21 protein-coding genes are annotated in these 19031 nt (G+C 40.5%); 5 read left to right on the plus strand and 16 right to left on the minus strand.

What is annotated here, in order from left to right; translation table 11 throughout:
- Positions 1-41: 41 nt before the first annotated feature.
- The 6 genes from C2M25_RS08000 to C2M25_RS08025 form a co-directional block, all read right to left on the minus strand.
- On the minus strand, positions 42-1205 hold the full coding sequence (locus C2M25_RS08000) for an endonuclease/exonuclease/phosphatase family protein (RefSeq protein ID WP_105180840.1): 1164 nt from the start codon (positions 1203-1205) through the stop codon (positions 42-44).
- Positions 1202-2134, minus strand: a complete 933-nt coding sequence (locus C2M25_RS08005; RefSeq protein WP_105180841.1) for a YeiH family protein — start codon at positions 2132-2134, stop codon at positions 1202-1204. The genes C2M25_RS08000 and C2M25_RS08005 overlap by 4 nt, the downstream gene beginning before the upstream one ends.
- Positions 2131-2361, minus strand: coding sequence for a DUF2798 domain-containing protein (locus tag C2M25_RS08010; protein WP_054561456.1), 231 nt, complete (start codon positions 2359-2361; stop codon positions 2131-2133). The genes C2M25_RS08005 and C2M25_RS08010 overlap by 4 nt, the downstream gene beginning before the upstream one ends.
- A 154-nt stretch (positions 2362-2515) precedes the next feature.
- Positions 2516-3664 (minus strand): 5-(carboxyamino)imidazole ribonucleotide synthase, encoded by a 1149-nt coding sequence (locus C2M25_RS08015; protein WP_105180842.1) that lies wholly within the window; start codon positions 3662-3664, stop codon positions 2516-2518.
- Position 3665: 1 nt separating this feature from the next.
- Positions 3666-4148 (minus strand): 5-(carboxyamino)imidazole ribonucleotide mutase, encoded by a 483-nt coding sequence (gene purE / locus C2M25_RS08020; protein WP_054553887.1) that lies wholly within the window; start codon positions 4146-4148, stop codon positions 3666-3668.
- Positions 4149-4410: 262 nt separating this feature from the next.
- Complete coding sequence (locus C2M25_RS08025) at positions 4411-5997, minus strand: ABC-F family ATPase (protein ID WP_082874078.1); 1587 nt, start codon at positions 5995-5997, stop codon at positions 4411-4413.
- A 205-nt stretch (positions 5998-6202) separates the two neighbouring features.
- On the opposite strand from C2M25_RS08025, the gene C2M25_RS08030 reads away from it, so the two are divergent.
- Both C2M25_RS08030 and C2M25_RS08035 read left to right on the plus strand, forming a co-directional pair.
- Entirely contained in the window at positions 6203-6724 is a 522-nt protein-coding gene (locus C2M25_RS08030; protein ID WP_105180843.1) for a TetR/AcrR family transcriptional regulator, read from the plus strand.
- 171 nt (positions 6725-6895) lie between these two features.
- Positions 6896-8104, plus strand: coding sequence for a porin (locus C2M25_RS08035; protein ID WP_105180844.1), 1209 nt, complete (start codon positions 6896-6898; stop codon positions 8102-8104).
- A 576-nt stretch (positions 8105-8680) separates the two neighbouring features.
- On the opposite strand, the gene C2M25_RS08040 is transcribed toward C2M25_RS08035, so the two are convergent.
- The 4 genes from C2M25_RS08040 to C2M25_RS08055 form a co-directional block, all read right to left on the minus strand.
- Positions 8681-8992, minus strand: a complete 312-nt coding sequence (locus C2M25_RS08040; protein ID WP_105180845.1) for an antibiotic biosynthesis monooxygenase family protein — start codon at positions 8990-8992, stop codon at positions 8681-8683.
- Positions 8993-8997: 5 nt separating this feature from the next.
- The gene (locus C2M25_RS08045) at positions 8998-9408 is read right to left on the minus strand and encodes a GFA family protein (protein WP_105174149.1); all 411 of its coding nucleotides are present in this window, start codon (positions 9406-9408) and stop codon (positions 8998-9000) included.
- Positions 9409-9429: 21 nt separating this feature from the next.
- Positions 9430-9861: a DUF3859 domain-containing protein gene (locus C2M25_RS08050; protein WP_105174150.1), complete on the minus strand. Its 432-nt coding sequence runs from the start codon at positions 9859-9861 to the stop codon at positions 9430-9432.
- Between the two features lie 82 nt (positions 9862-9943).
- Entirely contained in the window at positions 9944-10423 is a 480-nt protein-coding gene (locus tag C2M25_RS08055) for a GNAT family N-acetyltransferase (RefSeq protein ID WP_063705118.1), read from the minus strand.
- A gap of 80 nt (positions 10424-10503) precedes the next feature.
- On the opposite strand from C2M25_RS08055, the gene C2M25_RS08060 reads away from it, so the two are divergent.
- Positions 10504-10707, plus strand: a complete 204-nt coding sequence (locus tag C2M25_RS08060) for a hypothetical protein (RefSeq protein ID WP_063705116.1) — start codon at positions 10504-10506, stop codon at positions 10705-10707.
- A 38-nt stretch (positions 10708-10745) separates the two neighbouring features.
- On the opposite strand, the gene htpX is transcribed toward C2M25_RS08060, so the two are convergent.
- The 5 genes from htpX to bioB form a co-directional block, all read right to left on the minus strand.
- Positions 10746-11606: a protease HtpX gene (gene htpX / locus C2M25_RS08065; protein ID WP_054561446.1), complete on the minus strand. Its 861-nt coding sequence runs from the start codon at positions 11604-11606 to the stop codon at positions 10746-10748.
- 174 nt (positions 11607-11780) lie between these two features.
- Positions 11781-12464, minus strand: coding sequence for a dethiobiotin synthase (gene bioD, locus C2M25_RS08070; RefSeq protein ID WP_105180846.1), 684 nt, complete (start codon positions 12462-12464; stop codon positions 11781-11783).
- Between the two features lie 13 nt (positions 12465-12477).
- Positions 12478-13269 carry a methyltransferase domain-containing protein gene (locus C2M25_RS08075; protein ID WP_105180847.1) on the minus strand — a complete coding sequence of 264 codons (792 nt, stop codon included), beginning with the start codon at positions 13267-13269 and terminating at the stop codon, positions 12478-12480.
- The gene (locus tag C2M25_RS08080; protein ID WP_105180848.1) at positions 13266-14399 is read right to left on the minus strand and encodes an aminotransferase class I/II-fold pyridoxal phosphate-dependent enzyme; all 1134 of its coding nucleotides are present in this window, start codon (positions 14397-14399) and stop codon (positions 13266-13268) included. Before C2M25_RS08080 ends, C2M25_RS08075 begins: the two co-directional genes overlap by 4 nt.
- 7 nt (positions 14400-14406) lie before the next feature.
- A complete protein-coding gene (bioB, locus tag C2M25_RS08085) occupies positions 14407-15447 on the minus strand; it encodes a biotin synthase BioB (RefSeq protein ID WP_105180849.1) in 1041 nt (346 codons plus the stop codon).
- Between the two features lie 98 nt (positions 15448-15545).
- Between bioB and bioA the strand changes: the two genes are divergently transcribed.
- Positions 15546-16841, plus strand: a complete 1296-nt coding sequence (gene bioA / locus C2M25_RS08090; RefSeq protein ID WP_105180850.1) for an adenosylmethionine--8-amino-7-oxononanoate transaminase — start codon at positions 15546-15548, stop codon at positions 16839-16841.
- 46 nt (positions 16842-16887) lie between these two features.
- Here the strand turns inward: bioA and C2M25_RS08095 are convergent, their stop codons facing one another.
- Positions 16888-17322, minus strand: a complete 435-nt coding sequence (locus C2M25_RS08095) for an ATP-binding protein (protein ID WP_105180851.1) — start codon at positions 17320-17322, stop codon at positions 16888-16890.
- Positions 17323-17593: 271 nt separating this feature from the next.
- Here C2M25_RS08095 and asnS point away from each other — a divergent pair, with 271 nt between their 5' ends.
- The gene (asnS, locus tag C2M25_RS08100) at positions 17594-18991 is read left to right on the plus strand and encodes an asparagine--tRNA ligase (protein WP_063705104.1); all 1398 of its coding nucleotides are present in this window, start codon (positions 17594-17596) and stop codon (positions 18989-18991) included.
- Positions 18992-19031: the final 40 nt, after the last annotated feature.

A 19031-nucleotide genomic window follows, 5' to 3' on the forward strand; every position in this document is an offset into this window, starting at 1 on the left:
TTTATAGGATAAACAGCCAAACTTTTCCGTTTAATAACAGCTTATTTTAAGCTGATATCAAGCCATACCATACGGTGATCAGACGATGCGTTACGATCTTTAATTAAACGGAACAGTTCAGAGTTTTTCTGTGGCCAAAAAACCCCACCATCGTTTATCTCAATTCCATAATTTGATGGTAAAACGTAATCAGCACGAGCCTGCCAATAAGCAGTATAGTTTTTAGCGTAATCTTCTTTATACGATTCTTTTGCACCTTTGCTTGTTGGCGTAAAAGAGGTATTCACTAATGGATTTTTTAAAATTTGGTCAGTGGTATTCGGGCGTGCTTTGCCCCCTTCTGGCGCAGCGTTTAAGTCACCAACAATAACAAAACGGCTTTTCGCTTTTAAGCCACCTTTTTGACCTTTATCATCGTAAATGTAGTTAGCATTGTTGATGTAATCCGCAATTAAACGTACTTCATCGTGGTTACGCTTACCGTTTCGGTCTTCGTCACCATCAAAAACTGGCGGCGTTGGGTGCGAAGCAAGCAAATGAACCGTTTTACCTTTTACATCAATTGGTAAATCCCAAAATGACTTAGAGCTTAGGTGAATTGCTTGCCATTCTTCAGCAGAATACCAGTCTTTACCTGTTTTAGGGTCGATAGGCATTTGTGCATTTGGCATATCTTTATATTTGAATGTTTGTAATGTACGCGCTTTATCTAAATCGATTGGGTAGCGCGACAATACGGCCATTGCATAATGCCCCTCAAAGAAGCCAAAGCCGTGTGCGTCGCCTTTGTAATGCCCCTTTACACCATCGTTGTCTAGGTCAAACTCAGTAGGTAAACCAGTGTTAACAGGTGCAATAAAGTAATAAGGATAATCGATGGCAACTTGCTTATTTTGCGATACTTGCAGGTAGTTTTTACGAAATACGTTAATGCCTTTGTCGGCATCAATATAATCAAACTCATTGAGTAAAATAACATCTGGTCTTACGCGCTGAATAATTTCGGCAATGTTGCGAATTTGCTGGTGGTTACTCGCTAATGCTTTGCTTAAAGCGTCTTTATCTATTGCTTCGCCTTTTTTAGCATAATTGGTTGCATCCATACTCACGTTAAAGGTCGCTACACGTAAATCAGCAGCCGATACATTGTTAGCAAAGAGGCCCATGGCCAGTGCTATTGAAGAAGTTAATAAAGCGTATTTCATGAAATAAATCCGTCTACTATAAGTAGTAAAATAATACTGCTGACAATGATCCATAAGATCATCGCCATGATAAAAGGTTTAATGCCCGCTTGTTTTAAGACTGAAATAGATAAACCACTACCAATCAAAAATAAGGTCATTACTAACACTTGTTTAGCGCCAACATTGAGAGCATGCCACAGTGTTTGATACTCAGGAAAGCTTGAATTAATCAGTGCCGCCGCTAAAAAGCCAAATATAAACAATGGGATACTTGCTTTTTCATCTGATTTCCAAAACACACCCGCGATGCTTGTATAAGGGATGATCCACATCGCTCTAGTTAGTTTAATGGTTGTGGCAATAGCAAGTGCTGATGCGCCATACGCAGCGGAAGCCCCCACAACACTACTGGTGTCATGAATCGCAAGTGCCGCCCAAACACCAAATTGCTGCTCAGTCAGACCAAAGTAATGACCAATCATTGGGAATAACACTAAGCCAAGGGCGTTTAATAAAAACACCACAGCGAGTGATATGGCTACTTCGTGATCTTTGGCTTTTATAACCGGCGCCATTGCTGCAATGGCGCTACCACCACAAATGGCGGTACCAAATGAAATAAGTACACCGGTGTTTTTATTTAACTTAAATAACTGAGATAAAATTTCACCAAGGCCAATAATCGCGGTAATACTGACTATGGTAAGCACAATAGAGCTACGCCCTACTTCTATTACTTGATTAAAATCAACAGCAAAGCCTAAACCAATCACCGCCAACTTTAGCATCCATTTACTCATTTTTTGTGACTGCACTGCAAATGGATTACCCAATATCATGGCAAATAAAGCACCGACTACAAGTGCCGTAGCAGAGCCAACAAATGGCAAAGCTGATACTAAAAATAGCGCAATAAATAGAAACTGCTTAGGGCGTTCGGCAATCACAACGGTGCTCTGATAAGTTTATTGGTCAACTTATGCACCACAGGTGCAACAAAAATAACAGTAGGAAATGCCACACAAAACGCAAAAGCCCATGCTTTTAGCCAAATGGTTGCAATGTTATCGATTAAACCAACGTTAAAAATGCTGATCACTAAAGACATAAATCCAGACATAAACAGCGCCATAAAAAACGCAAATACGACTGTTCTAAATCGAGGATGTAACATAACGAACTAATATTAATATAAAAATATTAGTCTATAGCAAGATGACCCTGACGCAAGTGCTTTGAGACAAGAGGTACAAAATTAGCGAAGTTTGTGGATAAATAATAGCGATTAAAAAGCCGAGATAAACTCGGCTTTTAATAATTTAAACTGATTAGTTTAAAATAAGTTGGGTGCTGGTATCAGCTACACCTGGGTAGTCTTGCTCTGGCAAGATTTCGGCCAATGCAGCTAAACGTTCACCTAATTGATGAAGGTTATCAGCCGATACATTGATATGACCCATCTTACGACCTGGTTTAGCCGTTTTACCATACCAGTGACTTGTAACGTCTTGCGTTGCCAGTACTGAGTGTGGAATTGAAGGCTGACCTAGTACGTTGATCATAGCAGTAGGACGAAGTAATTCTGTACTACCTAATGGTAAACCTGCAACAGCGCGCATGTGGTTTTCGAACTGAGAGCAATGTGTACCCTGCTGTGTCCAGTGACCAGAGTTATGAACACGTGGCGCAATTTCGTTAACTAATAACGTACCTTGTACATCAAAAAACTCAATTGCTAATACACCCACATAATCAAGCTCTTGCGCAAGCTTGTTGAACGCCAGTTCAGCTTGTTCTTGAATCGCTGCTTTTTCTTTACCCGCAACTGAAAGCGTAAGTACACCATTGGTGTGTTGGTTTTCAGTCAATGGATAAATAACTGTGTTACCCGTTTTGTCGCGTGCACCAATGATAGATACTTCACGGTCAAATGGGATCATCTTTTCAGCGATAATAGAATGCGGCGCAGTTTCAGTGCCTGATGCAATGAAATCTGCCATTTCTGACCAAATTTGGTCAATTTGATCATCAGACTTTAAGCGCCATTGGCCTTTACCATCGTAACCCGCTTGGCAAGTTTTGATCACAAGCGGCTTACCTAAACGCTCTACAGCAGCAATAAGGTGCGCTTTTTCTGTAATTAATTGATAAGGCGCACATTCAACATTTGTTTTATCAAGTAAAGCTTTTTCAAGTGCGCGGTCGCCACCTGTTTTAATTGCCGCTTTACCCGGATAAAACTTATTGCTTTGACAGCATAATGTAAGTACATCATCTGGAATGTGTTCAAACTCTGCTGTAATCGCGTCTGCGCTATCAATAGCTTGTTGTAATGTACTGTTATGAACTTCACCGGTTAATGGGTGAATGATTTTTTCACTACCCACATCGTAGGCAACAACATTTAAATCAAGCGGTGCACCCGCTAAGCTCATCATACGAGCTAACTGACCTGCACCTAAAATTAGAATATTCATATTACTCTGCAGGATTAGGGTTAGCTAAGATAGTGTCTGTTTGTTCTTTACGGAAAGCTTCAACTTTTGCGAAGATTTCAGGCTGTTGGCAACCTAAAATTTGTGCAGCTAAAAGGCCAGCATTTGCAGCACCCGCTTCACCGATAGCCAATGTACCTACCGCAACGCCTTTAGGCATTTGGCAGATAGATAATAATGAATCAACACCATTAAGTGTTTTAGATTTAACTGGTACGCCTAAAACTGGCAGTGATGTAAACGCTGCAGCCATACCTGGTAAGTGCGCAGCACCACCGGCACCGGCGATAATAATTTTAATGCCGCGATCTGCAGCTGAGCTTGCATAGTCAGCAAGTAATTGAGGGGTACGGTGAGCAGAAACAACTTTAGTTTCGTATTCAATGCCGAATTTTTCTAGCATTAACGCCGCATGTTCCATCGTTGGCCAGTCTGATTTGGAACCCATAATAATGCCAACAGTCATAAATACACCTCAGTTAAATTGTTTTCTAAAAAGCGGACTTTTGTCCTTATTTTGTGGCGGGTATTATATACCTAACTCACATCAAGATGCGAGTTTCAGTTGGAATTAAAAGCGATTTTGGCAAGGCGTTGATACAAATAATAGAGGTTCTATTGTTAAATTCGATAACTCAGTATAAATCGCTTTTAAACCACATCAAGATGCGACTATAGAAGAACAAAAAAGCCATGACATGCATGGCTTTTAATCACTCATTAGCTAACTATGCTTCTCTACTTGCTAGGTACTCTGTGTATGTACCTTTAAAGTCGATAATTTTGCCGTCTTTGATTTCCCAAATACGGTTAGCAAGTGATGATACAAATTGTCTATCGTGAGATACGAACAACAAAGTACCTTCGTATGCTTCAAGTGCTAAGTTAAGCGCTTCGATAGATTCCATATCCATGTGGTTGGTTGGCTCATCCATTAATAAGATGTTTGGTTTATGCATCATAATTTTGCCAAACAACATACGGCCTTGCTCACCACCTGAAATCACTTTAACTGACTTTTTAATGTCGTTTTGTGAAAACAGCATACGACCTAAGAAACTACGAACAACTTGCTCGTCGTCACCTTCTTGTTGCCATTGTTCCATCCACTGGAATAAGTTCATATCTTTTTCGAACTCGTCAGCATGGTCTTGTGCGTAATAACCAATATTAGCGTTATCAGACCATTTAAATTCACCTTGTTTAGGTGCTAAACGGCCAGCTAGGGTATTTAATAATGTTGTTTTACCAACACCGTTCTCACCGATGATTGCAATGCGCTCGCCTACTTCGACTAGACCTTCAAGGCCGCTGAAAAGCATTTCGTCAAAACCTTGCGCTAAGTTTGTTAACTCTAAGGCATTACGGAATAGCTGCTTTTCTTGTTCAAAGCGAATAAAAGGGCTTTGACGCGAAGAAGCTTTAACTTCTTCAAGCTGAATTTTATCAATTTGTTTAGCACGTGATGTTGCTTGTTTTGCTTTTGAAGCGTTTGCAGAGAAGCGCGATACGAACTGTTGAAGTTCTGCAATTTGGCTTTTCTTCTTCGCATTTTCGCTTAGTAGACGCTCACGAGCTTGCGTTGCTGCAAACATGTACTCATCGTAATTACCAGGGTAAATACGAAGCTCGCCGTAATCGATGTCAGCCATGTGTGTACATACTGAGTTTAAGAAGTGACGGTCGTGCGAAATGATGATCATGGTACAGTCGCGCTGGTTTAACACGTCTTCTAACCACTTGATGGTGTAAATATCCAAGTTATTGGTAGGCTCATCCAGAAGCATGATATCTGGATCAGAAAACAGTACTTGTGCAAGTAACACTCGCAGTTTAAAACCCGGTGCGATTTCAGACATAGGGCCGTAGTGTTGCTCTGTACCAATACCTACACCAATTAGTAACTCACCCGCTTTTGCTTCTGCAGAGTAACCATCCATTTCAGCAAACTCAGTTTCTAGGTCTGCTACACGCATACCATCTTCTTCGCTCATCTCAGGTAAGCTGTAAATACGATCACGCTCTTTTTTTACTTCCCACAGCTCTTTATGACCCATGATCACTGTGTCGATTACAGAAAACTCTTCGTATGCAAACTGGTCTTGATTTAGTTTTGCGATACGCTCGTTTGGATCTGTACTGACGTTACCTGAAGATGGCTCTAGTTCACCACTTAGGATTTTCATGAAGGTTGATTTACCACAGCCATTCGCACCGATTAAACCGTAACGGTTACCGTCGCCAAATTTTGCTGAGATATTTTCGAATAAAGGTTTAGCACCAAATTGCATGGTGATATTAGCTGTACTAATGATAGCGGTACCCTCCAGCGGGTAAAAAGTAAAAATGAAACTGTGTGCAATTTTAAACTAAAGCCGCTTGGCACGCCATGAAAGTTTAATTAAATACACAGGCTAATTTTACAAGATCAACACTTACGACTACCTTTAGTGAGCGCGCTCACTTAATTTATGAGCACGCTCACTTTTAAAATAACTAAATACAAACAGTAGGTTAAGAATGAGCAAACATGGAGACACTCACCAACGTATTTTAGATGCGGCTTGGCACCTTTTTACTGAGCAAGGATTTAACGATACTTCAACACGGCAAATTTCAGCAGCAAGCAACATAGCAGTGGGCACCTTGTTTAATCATTTTGCTGATAAAGTCGCTATTTTAGAAGCCTGCCTTGAAGCTAAATTTAATGATGTGTTGGAGCGCGCAAAAGAAACCGATATTCACCGCCCTGCTCGCTTAAAGATTAATCATTACGCGCAATATTTTTATCAGTTTTATTGTTTACATCACCGCTTCTATAAAGTGCTTTTTAGTCAGCGGCTATTTTCGCAAACATTCCAACAACAACACATGGAACTTATTCAATCATTGGTTTTTGCTGATCAACCACAATTTAATAAAGTGAAAGCTGCTATATTACTCGACTGCTATTTTATGACCTTGCTGTATGGCTTAGGCGCCGAAACCCCAAATACTAAACTCATGCTTAGAACGCTAAGCCAGAAGGTGTCTATTTTTTAGGCTCAGTAACTCATTGATAATTCAATATAGTGAACCTAAAGTGAATAATTTTTCCTCAAAGCCGGTTTGTTGCATGATAATTTTTCACTTTTGACCCTATTTTAGCTTTGATAATCTCCGTTCCTTAACTAAATTATACCTATTAGGGACAATATTTAATCAAGGTACTTTATGAAAAGAACACACACTGCCTTATTTGTTGCAGGCATGCTTGCCATACCTACAGCCAATGCCATCGAGATCTATAACGATCAAACCAATAGCGTCACAGTTGGTGGTTTTATCGATGCTAGGGTGATTAATACGCAAGGCGAAACTGAGGTAGTAAACGGTGCATCACGCATTAATTTTGATTTTAAGCGCCAATTAAAAAACGGCTGGCAAGCGTTTGCTTTACTTGAATGGGGTGTAAACCCTGTTGGTAGCAGCGATATCGTATACAGCAATCGCTTTGAATCAATTCAAGATGAGTTTTTATATAACCGCTTAGGCTATGTTGGCCTTAAACATGACGATTACGGCCAAGTTACATTAGGTAAGCAATGGGGTGCATGGTACGACGTTGTTTATAACACTAACTACAGCTTAGTGTGGGATGGTAATGCTGCAGGTGTTTATACCTACAATAAAGATGACGGAGCTGTAAATGGCACAGGCCGCGGCGATAAAGTACTACAGTATCGTAATACTTGGGGTGATTTTCATTTAGCGCTTCAAGCACAGCTAAAATCTGATGAATTTTACACCTGTGACATCGTTGATATTTCAAGAAGCTCTTGTGAAGTACTTTGGAACCAAGGAAACAATGCTGCGCAAAAAGTAGAATTTAATTCGACTTATGGCGCTGCACTCACCTACTCGGTTAGCCCTAATTTAAAAGTTACTGCCGGTGTTAACCGTGGCCAGTTTGATATTGTGTATGCCGGTGGCCGAAATCAATCAGTAAACGATTTAATTTATGGTATGGGCATTACCTATGGTGATTTTTATAAACCGGGTTGGTATGCATCAGCGAATATCAATAAAAACGAAAACCACGATACCGACAACTTAGGTCGCTTAATAAAAGATGCTGTTGGATTAGAGTCAATTTTAAGCTACCGCTTTGATAATGACATACGTACTTTTGTTGCTTATAACGTATTTGATGCAGGAAGTGACTATGTTATTCAGCCGAACTTTAATGCCGACCCTGAAGATGTGTTTAAACGCCAATTTGCAGTAATTGGTGCGCACTACTTTATGGCAGAAGACACCATTTTATATATCGAAGCCCGTAAAGATTTTAGCGACTTCTCGAGTAATGACGCTGAGCAAGAAGCACAGATGTCACAAACCGAAGATGACGGTATAGCTATCGGTTTTAATTATACTTTGTAGGTACGATAAACACTAAGCCCACAATTGTGGGCTTTAAACTCGCAATAAATCACTTTAGTACATTTTCTTTTTTGGTCGCAATATCAATCAACAACTGCTATTACTTAACAATCATAAAATTAAAATACGTCAATATTTGAGGTCGTTGTGTCTAACAAGATAAAGCTAATTCTACTTTCTTCAATTTCTAGCGTTTCGTTCATGCTCTTTTACTGGCTAACAAATGCCAGAGAGTCGGATAATGTATTAGGTGTTAGTTCCGATTTATCGGGTGGTTTAGTAATGGGGTTTGCAATAGGTGTGATGCAAGTTACATTAAGCACATTTAAGTTAAACAAGTATTGAGTGTTTTTGGAAACAAATGTTTAAACTCTTTTGACTCTTTGTTTCGAGATAAACAAAAAGTTGGCGACAAAGTCAGTAGCCAAATAATGTGATTTTTCTTATTATTTCATGAGCTCCTTATTGGATCCTACACACTTACCCTGCTTATAAAAAATCTTAAATTCAAAGCTATGCTGAGATATAAATAAAGCCCAACATAGTATGATGTGTTCTTTTATTGATTGATGATTATCACAATGAATAATCACGTTCTACTTTAGCAATACGCGTTGTAAACGCACTGTACCATTTGTCTCTGCCGAGCTGTTGGGCATTTAAGTGCTCTACGTTTTGTTTCCAGGCTTTTATCGCATCTAAGCTTTGCCAATACGACACCGTAATACCCAAACCATCACGAACAGACTCCATGCCTAAATACCCTGGTTGTTGCTCTGCAAGTTCTACCATTCTATTAGCCACTTCTTCATAACCGGTGGTATTGTCAGATAAGGTATTCGTAAAAATTACGGCATAATAAGGGGGGTTTGGTGTATTCGCTATCATGGCTGTTACTTCCCTCTGCTTGGTTCAAATCCATCATAGCATGGGATTTCTGTGTTAAAGGTATCCCAATTTGCTTTAGAGCTTACAAAGTTATGACTGATTGGGCGCTCGTTTATATCGCTATCTAGTAAACCTAAGCGAATACGTAAGCGGCTTGGATCGTCTTTATTCTCGCTATAAACCGGCGAGCCACAGTAGCTGCAAAAATAGCGAATTCTGCCGGGTTTAAATTCAAAGGCACTTAAATGCTGCTTACCTTCTGAGAGGTTAAAACCATCTCGTTGAATAAAGCCATTGGTTGCGTAGGCTGTGCCTGAGTTTTTACGACATAAAGAGCAATGGCAATGAATAATTGAGTCTATGCCACCAGCAACCGTTACTTTTACTTTGCCGCACAAACAACTTCCTTGATACATAGTCCCTCTCAAGTTTAAAGATTAATAACCGCGATGCTTCCAAAACTCAGTGGCAGAACCTTCGGCTTCCTTTAATAAGTTAAAGGATTTATCAGCAATTATATGGCCATTTAACTCAATAGTCATGCGCCAAATACCGACTTTATTATCAACAGGCGCCCATATCGTATCACCTAAATAAAACTGCCAATCGTTTGTTTTAACGTACTGTTCTCCCTCAAACGGTGGCATGATCTCGCCATCCTCATCGGGGATATCTGGGTGGTAAACGCAAAATTTAATTTTTTGTCCTTTGGCCTTTTTAATATTAACAATAAAGCCAAATTCAATATCTAACTGTGCAGGAACGTCTGTTGTAAATTCGGTGATTTGAGGCAGGTCTTTTTCTTTTGCATCCCAATGACTGTAAATACCGTAACTTTCAATACTGGTAATTGGTTTGGCCTTTGCCATAGTTGCTGGCGCTCCTTTGTGAAAATAAGGCGCTATTTTATAGTAGCAACTCTAGCAGAACAAGATTGTACTATTATAGTAATTAGCAAACGTACTTTACCCAGTGCGCGTCATGTTGTTGAAAGCCGCATTTAGTCAAAAGTTTAATACTGGCGCTGTTATTTGGGTTAATTAAGGCGACCACACTGTTTAGTGGTGTCGTTACAAAGGTCGTCAGATTTTCAAATAGCATATCTAATACCTTTTGCATTATTCCTTTGCCAAAGTATTGCGATGCTAATTCAAAGCCCAACATGCCCTGCCCGTCAATTATGTTAAATAAGCCCACGCTACCAATAACTTGCCCACTACTTCGTAAAACAATAACTAAACGAATGCCTTGTTGATTATAAAAACGTTCTATGTCGCCTTGAATAAAATCATACACGTCACCTTTCGTTATATCAGTGCCGTAATCATTAAACGATTGTACTTGCGGATCTTTTAAAATATCCCAAATTGCTTGGCAATCTTTATGACGAATGGGGCGTAAGTCAAAGGCTAAGTCATCGTGGCTAGACACGTTAATTTCTTCTTTTTGCTTTATGAGCAGGCATTATTGTCTTACTATAAACGCAATTTCAAGCAATTAGATTAAGTTCGATGAGTAAAGAATTTAAAGTAATTCAACCTACCACCACGGTGTACTGTAAAGAGCGCGGCGAAGGCTGGACCTTAACAGGGATCACCAGTATTGATGAACACACATCTGTGATGTTCGATGGTGTAAGGTATACCTTACCGGCCCGTGAAATTGTTGAGGTATTGTTGCCACAACAACTCGAGCGTGAGAAAAACCAACAATAAAAAAAGCCAGCATCAAGCTGGCTTTTTCGTGTTTTAAATTAACGTAATGCGTTAATACGCTCATCAAGTGGTGGGTGCGATGAGAATAACTCGGCAACACCTTTACCGCTTGCAATACCAAATGCCATCATTGAACCTTCTAGTTGTGATGGGTGGTTTTGTTTTAAACGCTCAAGGGCGCTACGCATTTTATCTGCACCTACTAGTTTAGCTGCACCGGCATCCGCAGAGAATTCGCGTTTACGGCTATAGTAAGCAACTATCACACTTGCTAGAACACCAAATAACATTTGGAAAATCATATCGAACAAGAAGTATGTCCAGCTACTACCGCCCTCTTCTTCATCACTATTAAGGAAGTTATCAACAATACCTGCTAATACTTTCGCCATAAAGATAACAAAGGTATTCACTACACCTTGGATAAGGGTAAGCGTTACCATGTCACCATTTGCAATGTGTGACACCTCATGAGCCAATACCGCCTCAGCTTGATCTTGATTCATGTTATGTAATAAACCTGTGCTCACAGCCACCAGCGAGTTGTTCTTACTTGGGCCGGTCGCAAATGCGTTCATTTCAGGGCTATCGTAAATAGCCACTTCTGGCATCGCGATACCTGCTTTTTTCGCTTGCGCTGCTACCGTCGAAACTAACCATTGTTCTGTTTCAGAACGAGGCTGTTCAATAACATGTGCACCGGTTGATTTTTTTGCCATCCATTTCGACATAAATAACGAAATAAACGAGCCACCAAAACCAAACACCGTTGAAATAACTAAAATGCCGCCTAAACTGCGATGGCTAATACCCAGTACGCTCATCACAATAGACAACACAATACCTAACACTAGCATTACCGCTAAGTTAGTCAGTAGAAACAAAAATACACGCTTCATAAAAACCTCAGAATAAACATACCAATTGTATTAACTAACGACATGGTTAAAAATCGTTAGTTAATAAAATTATCTGGGTGTTCTACCAACTCAGTTTAGGGCTTATGCAATTGGTTGCAAGGAACTAATTGCAACCAATTGTGACAGAGTATGTCAAAAGTAACAACTCAATTATTATGGGTTGATAGATAAAATTTCAAGTAAGGTTTTGTAAATTTTTAATTTTGGGGTGCCGTCTGTATACGGACTAATCGCCAAAAGCGGGAAAGGTAATGCGGATTTTAAGGTTTCTAAATTGGCGTCTTGTTCACGCATATTTGGATCTACATGATTTGCAATCCAACCCACACAATTTACACCGAGCGCTTTAAAATGAGCTGCTGTCAGTAATGCGTGATTTAGGCAACCTAGTTTCATACCCACGACTAAAATTACATCCAGCTGCTGTGATTTAACCCAATCACTGAGCAAATCAGTTTCGTTGATAGGTAAACACCAACCGCCGGCACCTTCTGTAAGAATATAATCGGTATTGAGGGCTTTTACATTCACATAAGCAGCATCGAGCTTGTCAAATGTCAGTCTGTCGCCTACTTGGGCAGCTGCAATATGCGGTGCAATGGGTGGCTCATAGGTAAAGGGGTTAACTATGTTATATTTAACCCCAATTGATGAGCTTTCCATTAAGGTTAATGCATCATCATTGACTAGCTGCCCAAATGCTTCTTCTGCACCTGCTGCAATAGGTTTAAACCCAACCGCACGCTGTTTATGTTGCGCTAGTAAGTTTAGTAATAAACTGGTGACATGGGTTTTTCCGGCATCGGTGTCTGTACCTGTAATAAAAAATTCTTTCATTTTTGAGTTAATTCTATTTTTCTAGTTCTAAAAGGACAACTTGATAGCTCACTCTAGCATGCCCATCAACCAGAGGGTATGCCTTACAAACACTATTAAGTGCCTGCCTTGTTAATAATCCTTGGCGCTTTTGCTTAGTTTGCAATGAAGTAGCACCAATCGCTTTTATCGAGCGCAGTGCTTCTAAGGGAGAGTTATAGGCATCTATATAACATCTATCGGCTGCAAAATTCAGTTTAAACCCCACCAATTTTGCATACTCAATAATGTGACTAGCACTATGAAACTGATTAATATGGTTTTGCTCGTCTAAACAAGCAAAAGCCTGTTTGATCTCTTTGAGCGATCCATCTACCACGCAGCTTAAATAAACCTTACCGCCCGCTTTTAATGCAGAAAAAAGATTTTTAAATAGTGCCTCTAAGTCAGCAGACCATTGCATTGCAAAATTACTAAACACACAATCAAGGGAGTTTTGCAGTAATGGTAGGTTATCCATATCAGCACACACTTTTAAACAACGCGGGTTTTGCTCTGTGCTTAGCATGGAATGACTTAAATCCATTGCCAATACAGTATCAAAATGTGTTTTAAGCATTGCTGTGTTAACTAAAGGCCCAGCCCCTAAATCAAGGCAAGTACCCTGCTGATGTTTACTTGCCATCATTTTAAATAAGTGCGCAGCCGCTTGTTTTTGAACATTAGCATGGCTCGCGTAATTTGCAGCCGCTTTAGAGAACTTAGTTTGTGTTGTTAGCTTATTACTGTGTAGAAAGCTTAAAGGCGCTTGCAGTTGAACACTCATAAACACTCCACTAGCGAATCAACCAGTTTTTTTATATCGTCAGCTTGATGCGCGCTACTTAGGGTTACCCTAAGTCGAGCCGTATTAAATGGGACCGTGGGTGGTCTAATAGCGGTTAACCACACGCCTTTCTCTTTCAGCTTATTAGCAACGGCAAGCGTGTGTTCTGCATCGCCCAATACCAAAGGCTGAATAGCCGTTGTTGATTCCATTAATGCTAAGTTATGCTCTTTGGCAAGCGCTCTAAAGTAGGCAATATTCTCTGAAAGCTGAGCGCGTCTCTTATCCGCATTTAATAACCTTTCGAGTCGCTCTAGAGTACAACTTGCCATCAGTGGTGACATCGCCGTTGAATAAATGTATTCGCGATTAAACTGCAGCATGTAATCAATCATTTGTTTTGATGCAAGCAGGCAAGCACCACTACTAGCTAGTGCTTTGCCAAAGGTGATGATCAGTAAATCAGGCTTGATTGACTCACAACTGCCTAAACCTTGCTCGCCCAATACGCCAAAGCCATGAGCATCGTCAATCATCAGCCACGCGTTGTATTGTTTAGCGAATTTACAGAGTGCTTCAATGGGGGCTTGATCGCCATCCATCGAAAACACCCCTTCACTTACTATGAGCTTATGCTTGGCTTTTGACTTTTGTAACCGAGATTCTAAATGCTTAAGGTCGTTATGATTAAAGCGCACCATGGCAGCGGCAGAATGAAGTCCGCCATCAATTAAGCTGGCATGATTGAGCTTATCTTGAAATATTGCCGATGATTGCGCCACGGTTTTATCTTGAAATAATGCTTTTAACACACTGCTATTAGCACTAAATCCGCTATTAAATAACATGGCGCTTTCATAGTCTAATAACTCGCATAAACGATTTTCAAGCTGTTGCTGAGCTTGATTATAACCATTTACTAGCGCTGAACTGTGGCTACCTAGTTGCTGCGTTTGTATTTCAATAAAATCATCCGCAAAGCCAAGGTAGTCATTACTGGCAAAATTTAAATACTGTTTGCCTGCAACCTGTATAAAGCGCCCACTTGATTGCTCAACAAGTTGGCGCTTTCTCAGTAAAGCATCAGCTTGTCGCTCAACAAGATGCTCGGCAATAAAATCAAATGGCATTTAATCGCTACGCTTCGTAAAATAATTCAGATGTTGCTTTATCGGCAACCTTTGATGAAAGCGATGCTTCTACTGCTTCATCAGAGTAATCTTCACGTGTTTCTGGATTCATGCCTAATTTTTTAATCAGCATCATATCTGCGTCTGCTTCAGGGTTTTCTGTAGTCAGTAGTTTGTCACCGTAGAAAATTGAATTAGCACCAGCAAAGAAACACATAGATTGCATCTGTTCGTTCATCGCCGTACGACCCGCTGATAAACGAACATAGCTTTTCGGCATCATAATACGTGCAACTGCGATAGTACGAATAAACTCAAAATGATCTAAGTCTTCGACATCTTCAAGTGGCGTCCCTTTCACTTTAACCAACATATTAATTGGTACACTTTCTGGCTGTTGCGGTAAATTTGCTAATTGCATTAATAAACCAAAACGGTCAGCAGCCTGCTCGCCCATACCCACAATACCGCCAGAGCACACTTTCATGCCGGCATCGCGCACGTTATCAATGGTATTTAAACGGTCTTGGTAAGTACGTGTTGTAATGATCTGTTGGTAATACTCAGGTGATGTATCTAGGTTATGGTTGTAGTAGTCAAGACCCGCGTTTTTTAATGCATGAGCTTTGTCATTATCTAACATGCCAAGGGTCATACAGGTCTCAAGCCCAAGCTCTTTCACTTCTTTTACCATTTTTTCGATGTATGGCATGTCACGTTCTTTCGGATCAGACCACGCAGCGCCCATACAAAAACGAGTTGCGCCTTTTTCTTTGGCAACACGCGCTTGCTCGACCACTTTTTCTACTTCCATTAAGCGTTCACGCTCTAGATCAGTTTTATAATGACCTGACTGAGGGCAATATTTGCAATCTTCTGGGCAAGCACCAGTTTTAATCGATAATAAAGTAGAAATTTGTACTTCATTTGGATTGAAGTTTTCACGATGTACGCTGGCCGCTTTAAATAACAAATCATTGAACGGCATTTCAAATAATGCTTTTACTTCTTGGTGAGTCCAATCGTGACGGACAACTGCGTGCTCCATAATAGTCTCTTTTTTTAAATTATTGGGACGGTTAGATTGGCTTAGTCTACGACTTGACGTAACATTGTCAACGAATCGAAGCGATATAAAGTTTACATATGATTAATAAACAACCAATAGATTTAGATTTTGATCGTGAGCATATTTGGCACCCTTATACTTCTATGACTCAGCCCCTTCCCGTGTACCCAGTCAGTCATGCCAATGCAAATCGTATTTTCTTAGAAACAGGCGAAAGCCTAATAGATGGTATGGCCTCTTGGTGGAGTGCCATCCATGGTTACTGCCATCCTGTTTTAAATGAAGCGATCACCAAGCAAGTTAGCAAAATGAGCCATGTCATGTTTGGTGGCCTAACTCATGAGCCCGCTGTTGAGCTGTGTAAAAAGCTAGTCAGTATCACACCTAAGTCTCTCGATAAGGTGTTCTTAGCCGACAGTGGCTCTGTGAGTGTTGAAGTTGCCATTAAAATGGCCTTGCAGTACTGGTTAAGCCAAGGTTATACCGGCAAACAAAAACTAATGACACCGCTTAAGGGCTACCATGGCGATACATTTGCCGCCATGAGCGTTTGCGACCCAGTTAATTCAATGCACAGCATGTATTCAGGGTTTTTACCTGAACATGTTTTTGTGCCTGCGCCGAGTGCCAAATTTAATGGCGAGTTTAGCCCTGCTGAAGCTGATACACTTGAAAGCTACTTTGCCGCTCACCATCAAGATGTTGCGGCATTTATCATCGAACCCATTGTGCAAAATGCTGGGGGCATGAATTTTTACCATCCCGATTACTTAAAACACCTGCGCATTCTTTGTGATAAGTATGATGTTTTACTTATTTGTGATGAAATTGCCACAGGCTTTGGCCGCACTGGCACCTTGTTCGCTGTTGAGCACGCCTCCATAGAACCTGATATTTTATGTATTGGCAAAGCATTAACGGGTGGCATGATGACCCTATCAGCAACATTAACCACCAGCAAAGTCGCTGTTGGCATTAGTGAAGGTGAAGCCGGCGTATTAATGCATGGCCCAACTTTTATGGGTAACCCGCTTGCCTGTGCTACAGCCTGTGCGAGTATTGATTTGCTGCTCGAGCAACCTTGGCAAGAGCAAATTGAACACATAAATGATGTACTGACAGCGCAACTTGCAAAGTGTAAGCAGCTCGATGCGGTCGTTGATGTGCGAACATTGGGGGCAATTGGTGTTGTAGAGCTTAATCAAGCTGTTGATGTAGCAATAATTCAACGCTTTTTTATCGAGCAAGGTGTGTGGATCCGCCCGTTTGGTAAATTAATTTACTTAATGCCACCCTACATAAGTGATGAACAGAGCTTAACTAAGTTGTGTAACGCTATTTATGCAGCCATAGAACAGCATGCGTATTGCTAAACCAGACATTAAAAAAGGAAGCGAATGCTTCCTTTTCCTTTAAACTTTACCATTCAAACATATAAGCCATTTTGCTTATGGTTCGTAAAGGAACATTGTGTTCACATCGTTTAGCATAAAGATGCTGCAATGATTTATCTTTAATCTCACCAACAATCACTTCTTTTACTTGATAACCCAGTGCAGTGGCGGCTTGTGCATAGGCAATGAATTCCCATTTTTTTATATTGGTGTTATCGACAATCACTAACGGGATTTCTTCAGCTAGCGCATTAATAAAACGCGCTAAGTTTAAGTTGTGATATTCAGGCAGCTTGTACTTATCAAATTGATACTCACCTTCGCTATTGTAAAAATAATCATCTGTTGCGCACACTACATAATCACTTTCATTACCAGCCACCAGCTCATCAGCTAGGCTTTGCGCATAATATGATTTACCCGAGCCGGGTAAGCCGCGAAGAATAAAAACTTGTTTCATAGCACCTGATATACAAATTAATTAAAGATTAAAGGACCATTATCCTATTGAGAATTGTTAATAATGCCACAAAATAACCGATTAGCGCAGCGAGAATTTAAATAAACGCAAATTTTACGCAAAATATTGCTGCTATTTTACTCAATTGAAGAAAAACTACTAAAGAGTATGCCTGAATAGTTTTTTTATTTGATTTACGAGGGTAAGATAGTCGTTTCAAGTGCAATGCACAGCATTATAATATTAGGCAACTTATATCATTGGAGTGAAGATGAGCCATTTAGCGATTTCAGAGCTATTAGAAGGCAAGGTTGCGGTAGACAGCCAAGTAACAGTAAAAGGCTGGATCCGTACACGCCGCGATTCAAAAGCAGGAATTTCATTTTTAGCCGTTCATGACGGTTCGTGTTTTGATCCTATTCAAGCGGTAGTACCTAATTCACTCAATAATTATGATGAAGTAACACGTTTAACAGCAGGTTGTTCTGTATCTGTAACGGGTGTTCTTGTGCCTTCTGCGGGTCAAGGTCAATCTTTCGAAATTCAAGCTAACTCTGTAGAAGTGTTAGGTTGGGTTGAGAATCCAGATACTTACCCTATGGCTGCGAAACGTCACAGCATTGAATATTTACGCGAACACGCTCACCTTCGTCCTCGTACTAACATCATGGGCGCAGTAACACGTGTACGTAACTGTTTAGCACAAGCTATTCACCGTTTTTACCACGAGCAAGGTTTCTATTGGATCAGCACACCTATCATCACAGCAAGTGACTGTGAAGGCGCTGGTGAAATGTTCCGTGTATCTACATTAGATATGGAAAACTTACCACGCACAGATAAAGGCGACATAGATTACAGTGAAGATTTCTTCGGTAAAGAAGCATTCTTAACAGTATCTGGTCAGTTAAACGGTGAGACATACGCATCTGCAATGTCAAAAATCTACACCTTTGGCCCGACGTTCCGTGCTGAGAACTCAAACACATCTCGTCACTTAGCTGAGTTTTGGATGGTTGAACCTGAAGTTGCATTCGCAGATTTAGAAGATATCGCAAAACTTGCTGAAAACATGCTGAAATATGTTTTCAATGCAGTATTAACTGAGCGTCGCGATGATATGGAATTCTTTGCACAACGTGTTGAGAAAACAGCTATCTCTCGTTTAGAAGAATTCGTGACTAAAGATTTCGCACAAGTTGATTACACTGATGCTATCGAAATTTTAAAAGCATGTGGTAAAAAGTTTGAGTTCCCTGTTGAATGGGGTGTGGATTTACAATCTGAGCACGAACGTTACCTTGCTGAAGAACACTTTAACGCGCCAGTAGTTATCAAAAACTACCCACGTGATATCAAAGCGTTCTACATGCGTCAAAACGAAGACGGTAAAACAGTGGCAGCGATGGACGTAGTTGCACCAGGTATTGGTGAAATCATCGGTGGTTCTCAACGTGAAGAACGACTAGATGTATTAGATAAGCGCTTAGAAGAAATGGGCTTAAACAAAGAAGACTACAGCTGGTACCGTGACCTACGTAAATACGGTACTGTACCTCACTCTGGTTTTGGCCTAGGTTTTGAGCGTTTAGTTGCTTATGTAACAGGTATGGGCAACGTTCGTGACGTTATCGCCTTCCCTCGTACCAAAGGCAGCGCGACATACTAATCAGTATCGCCTAGCAAATAAAAAGCCGCTCGAGAGCGGC

The organism is Pseudoalteromonas sp. T1lg21 (assembly GCF_002964625.1).
Taxonomy (GTDB): Bacteria; Pseudomonadota; Gammaproteobacteria; order Enterobacterales; family Alteromonadaceae; genus Pseudoalteromonas; species Pseudoalteromonas gelatinilytica.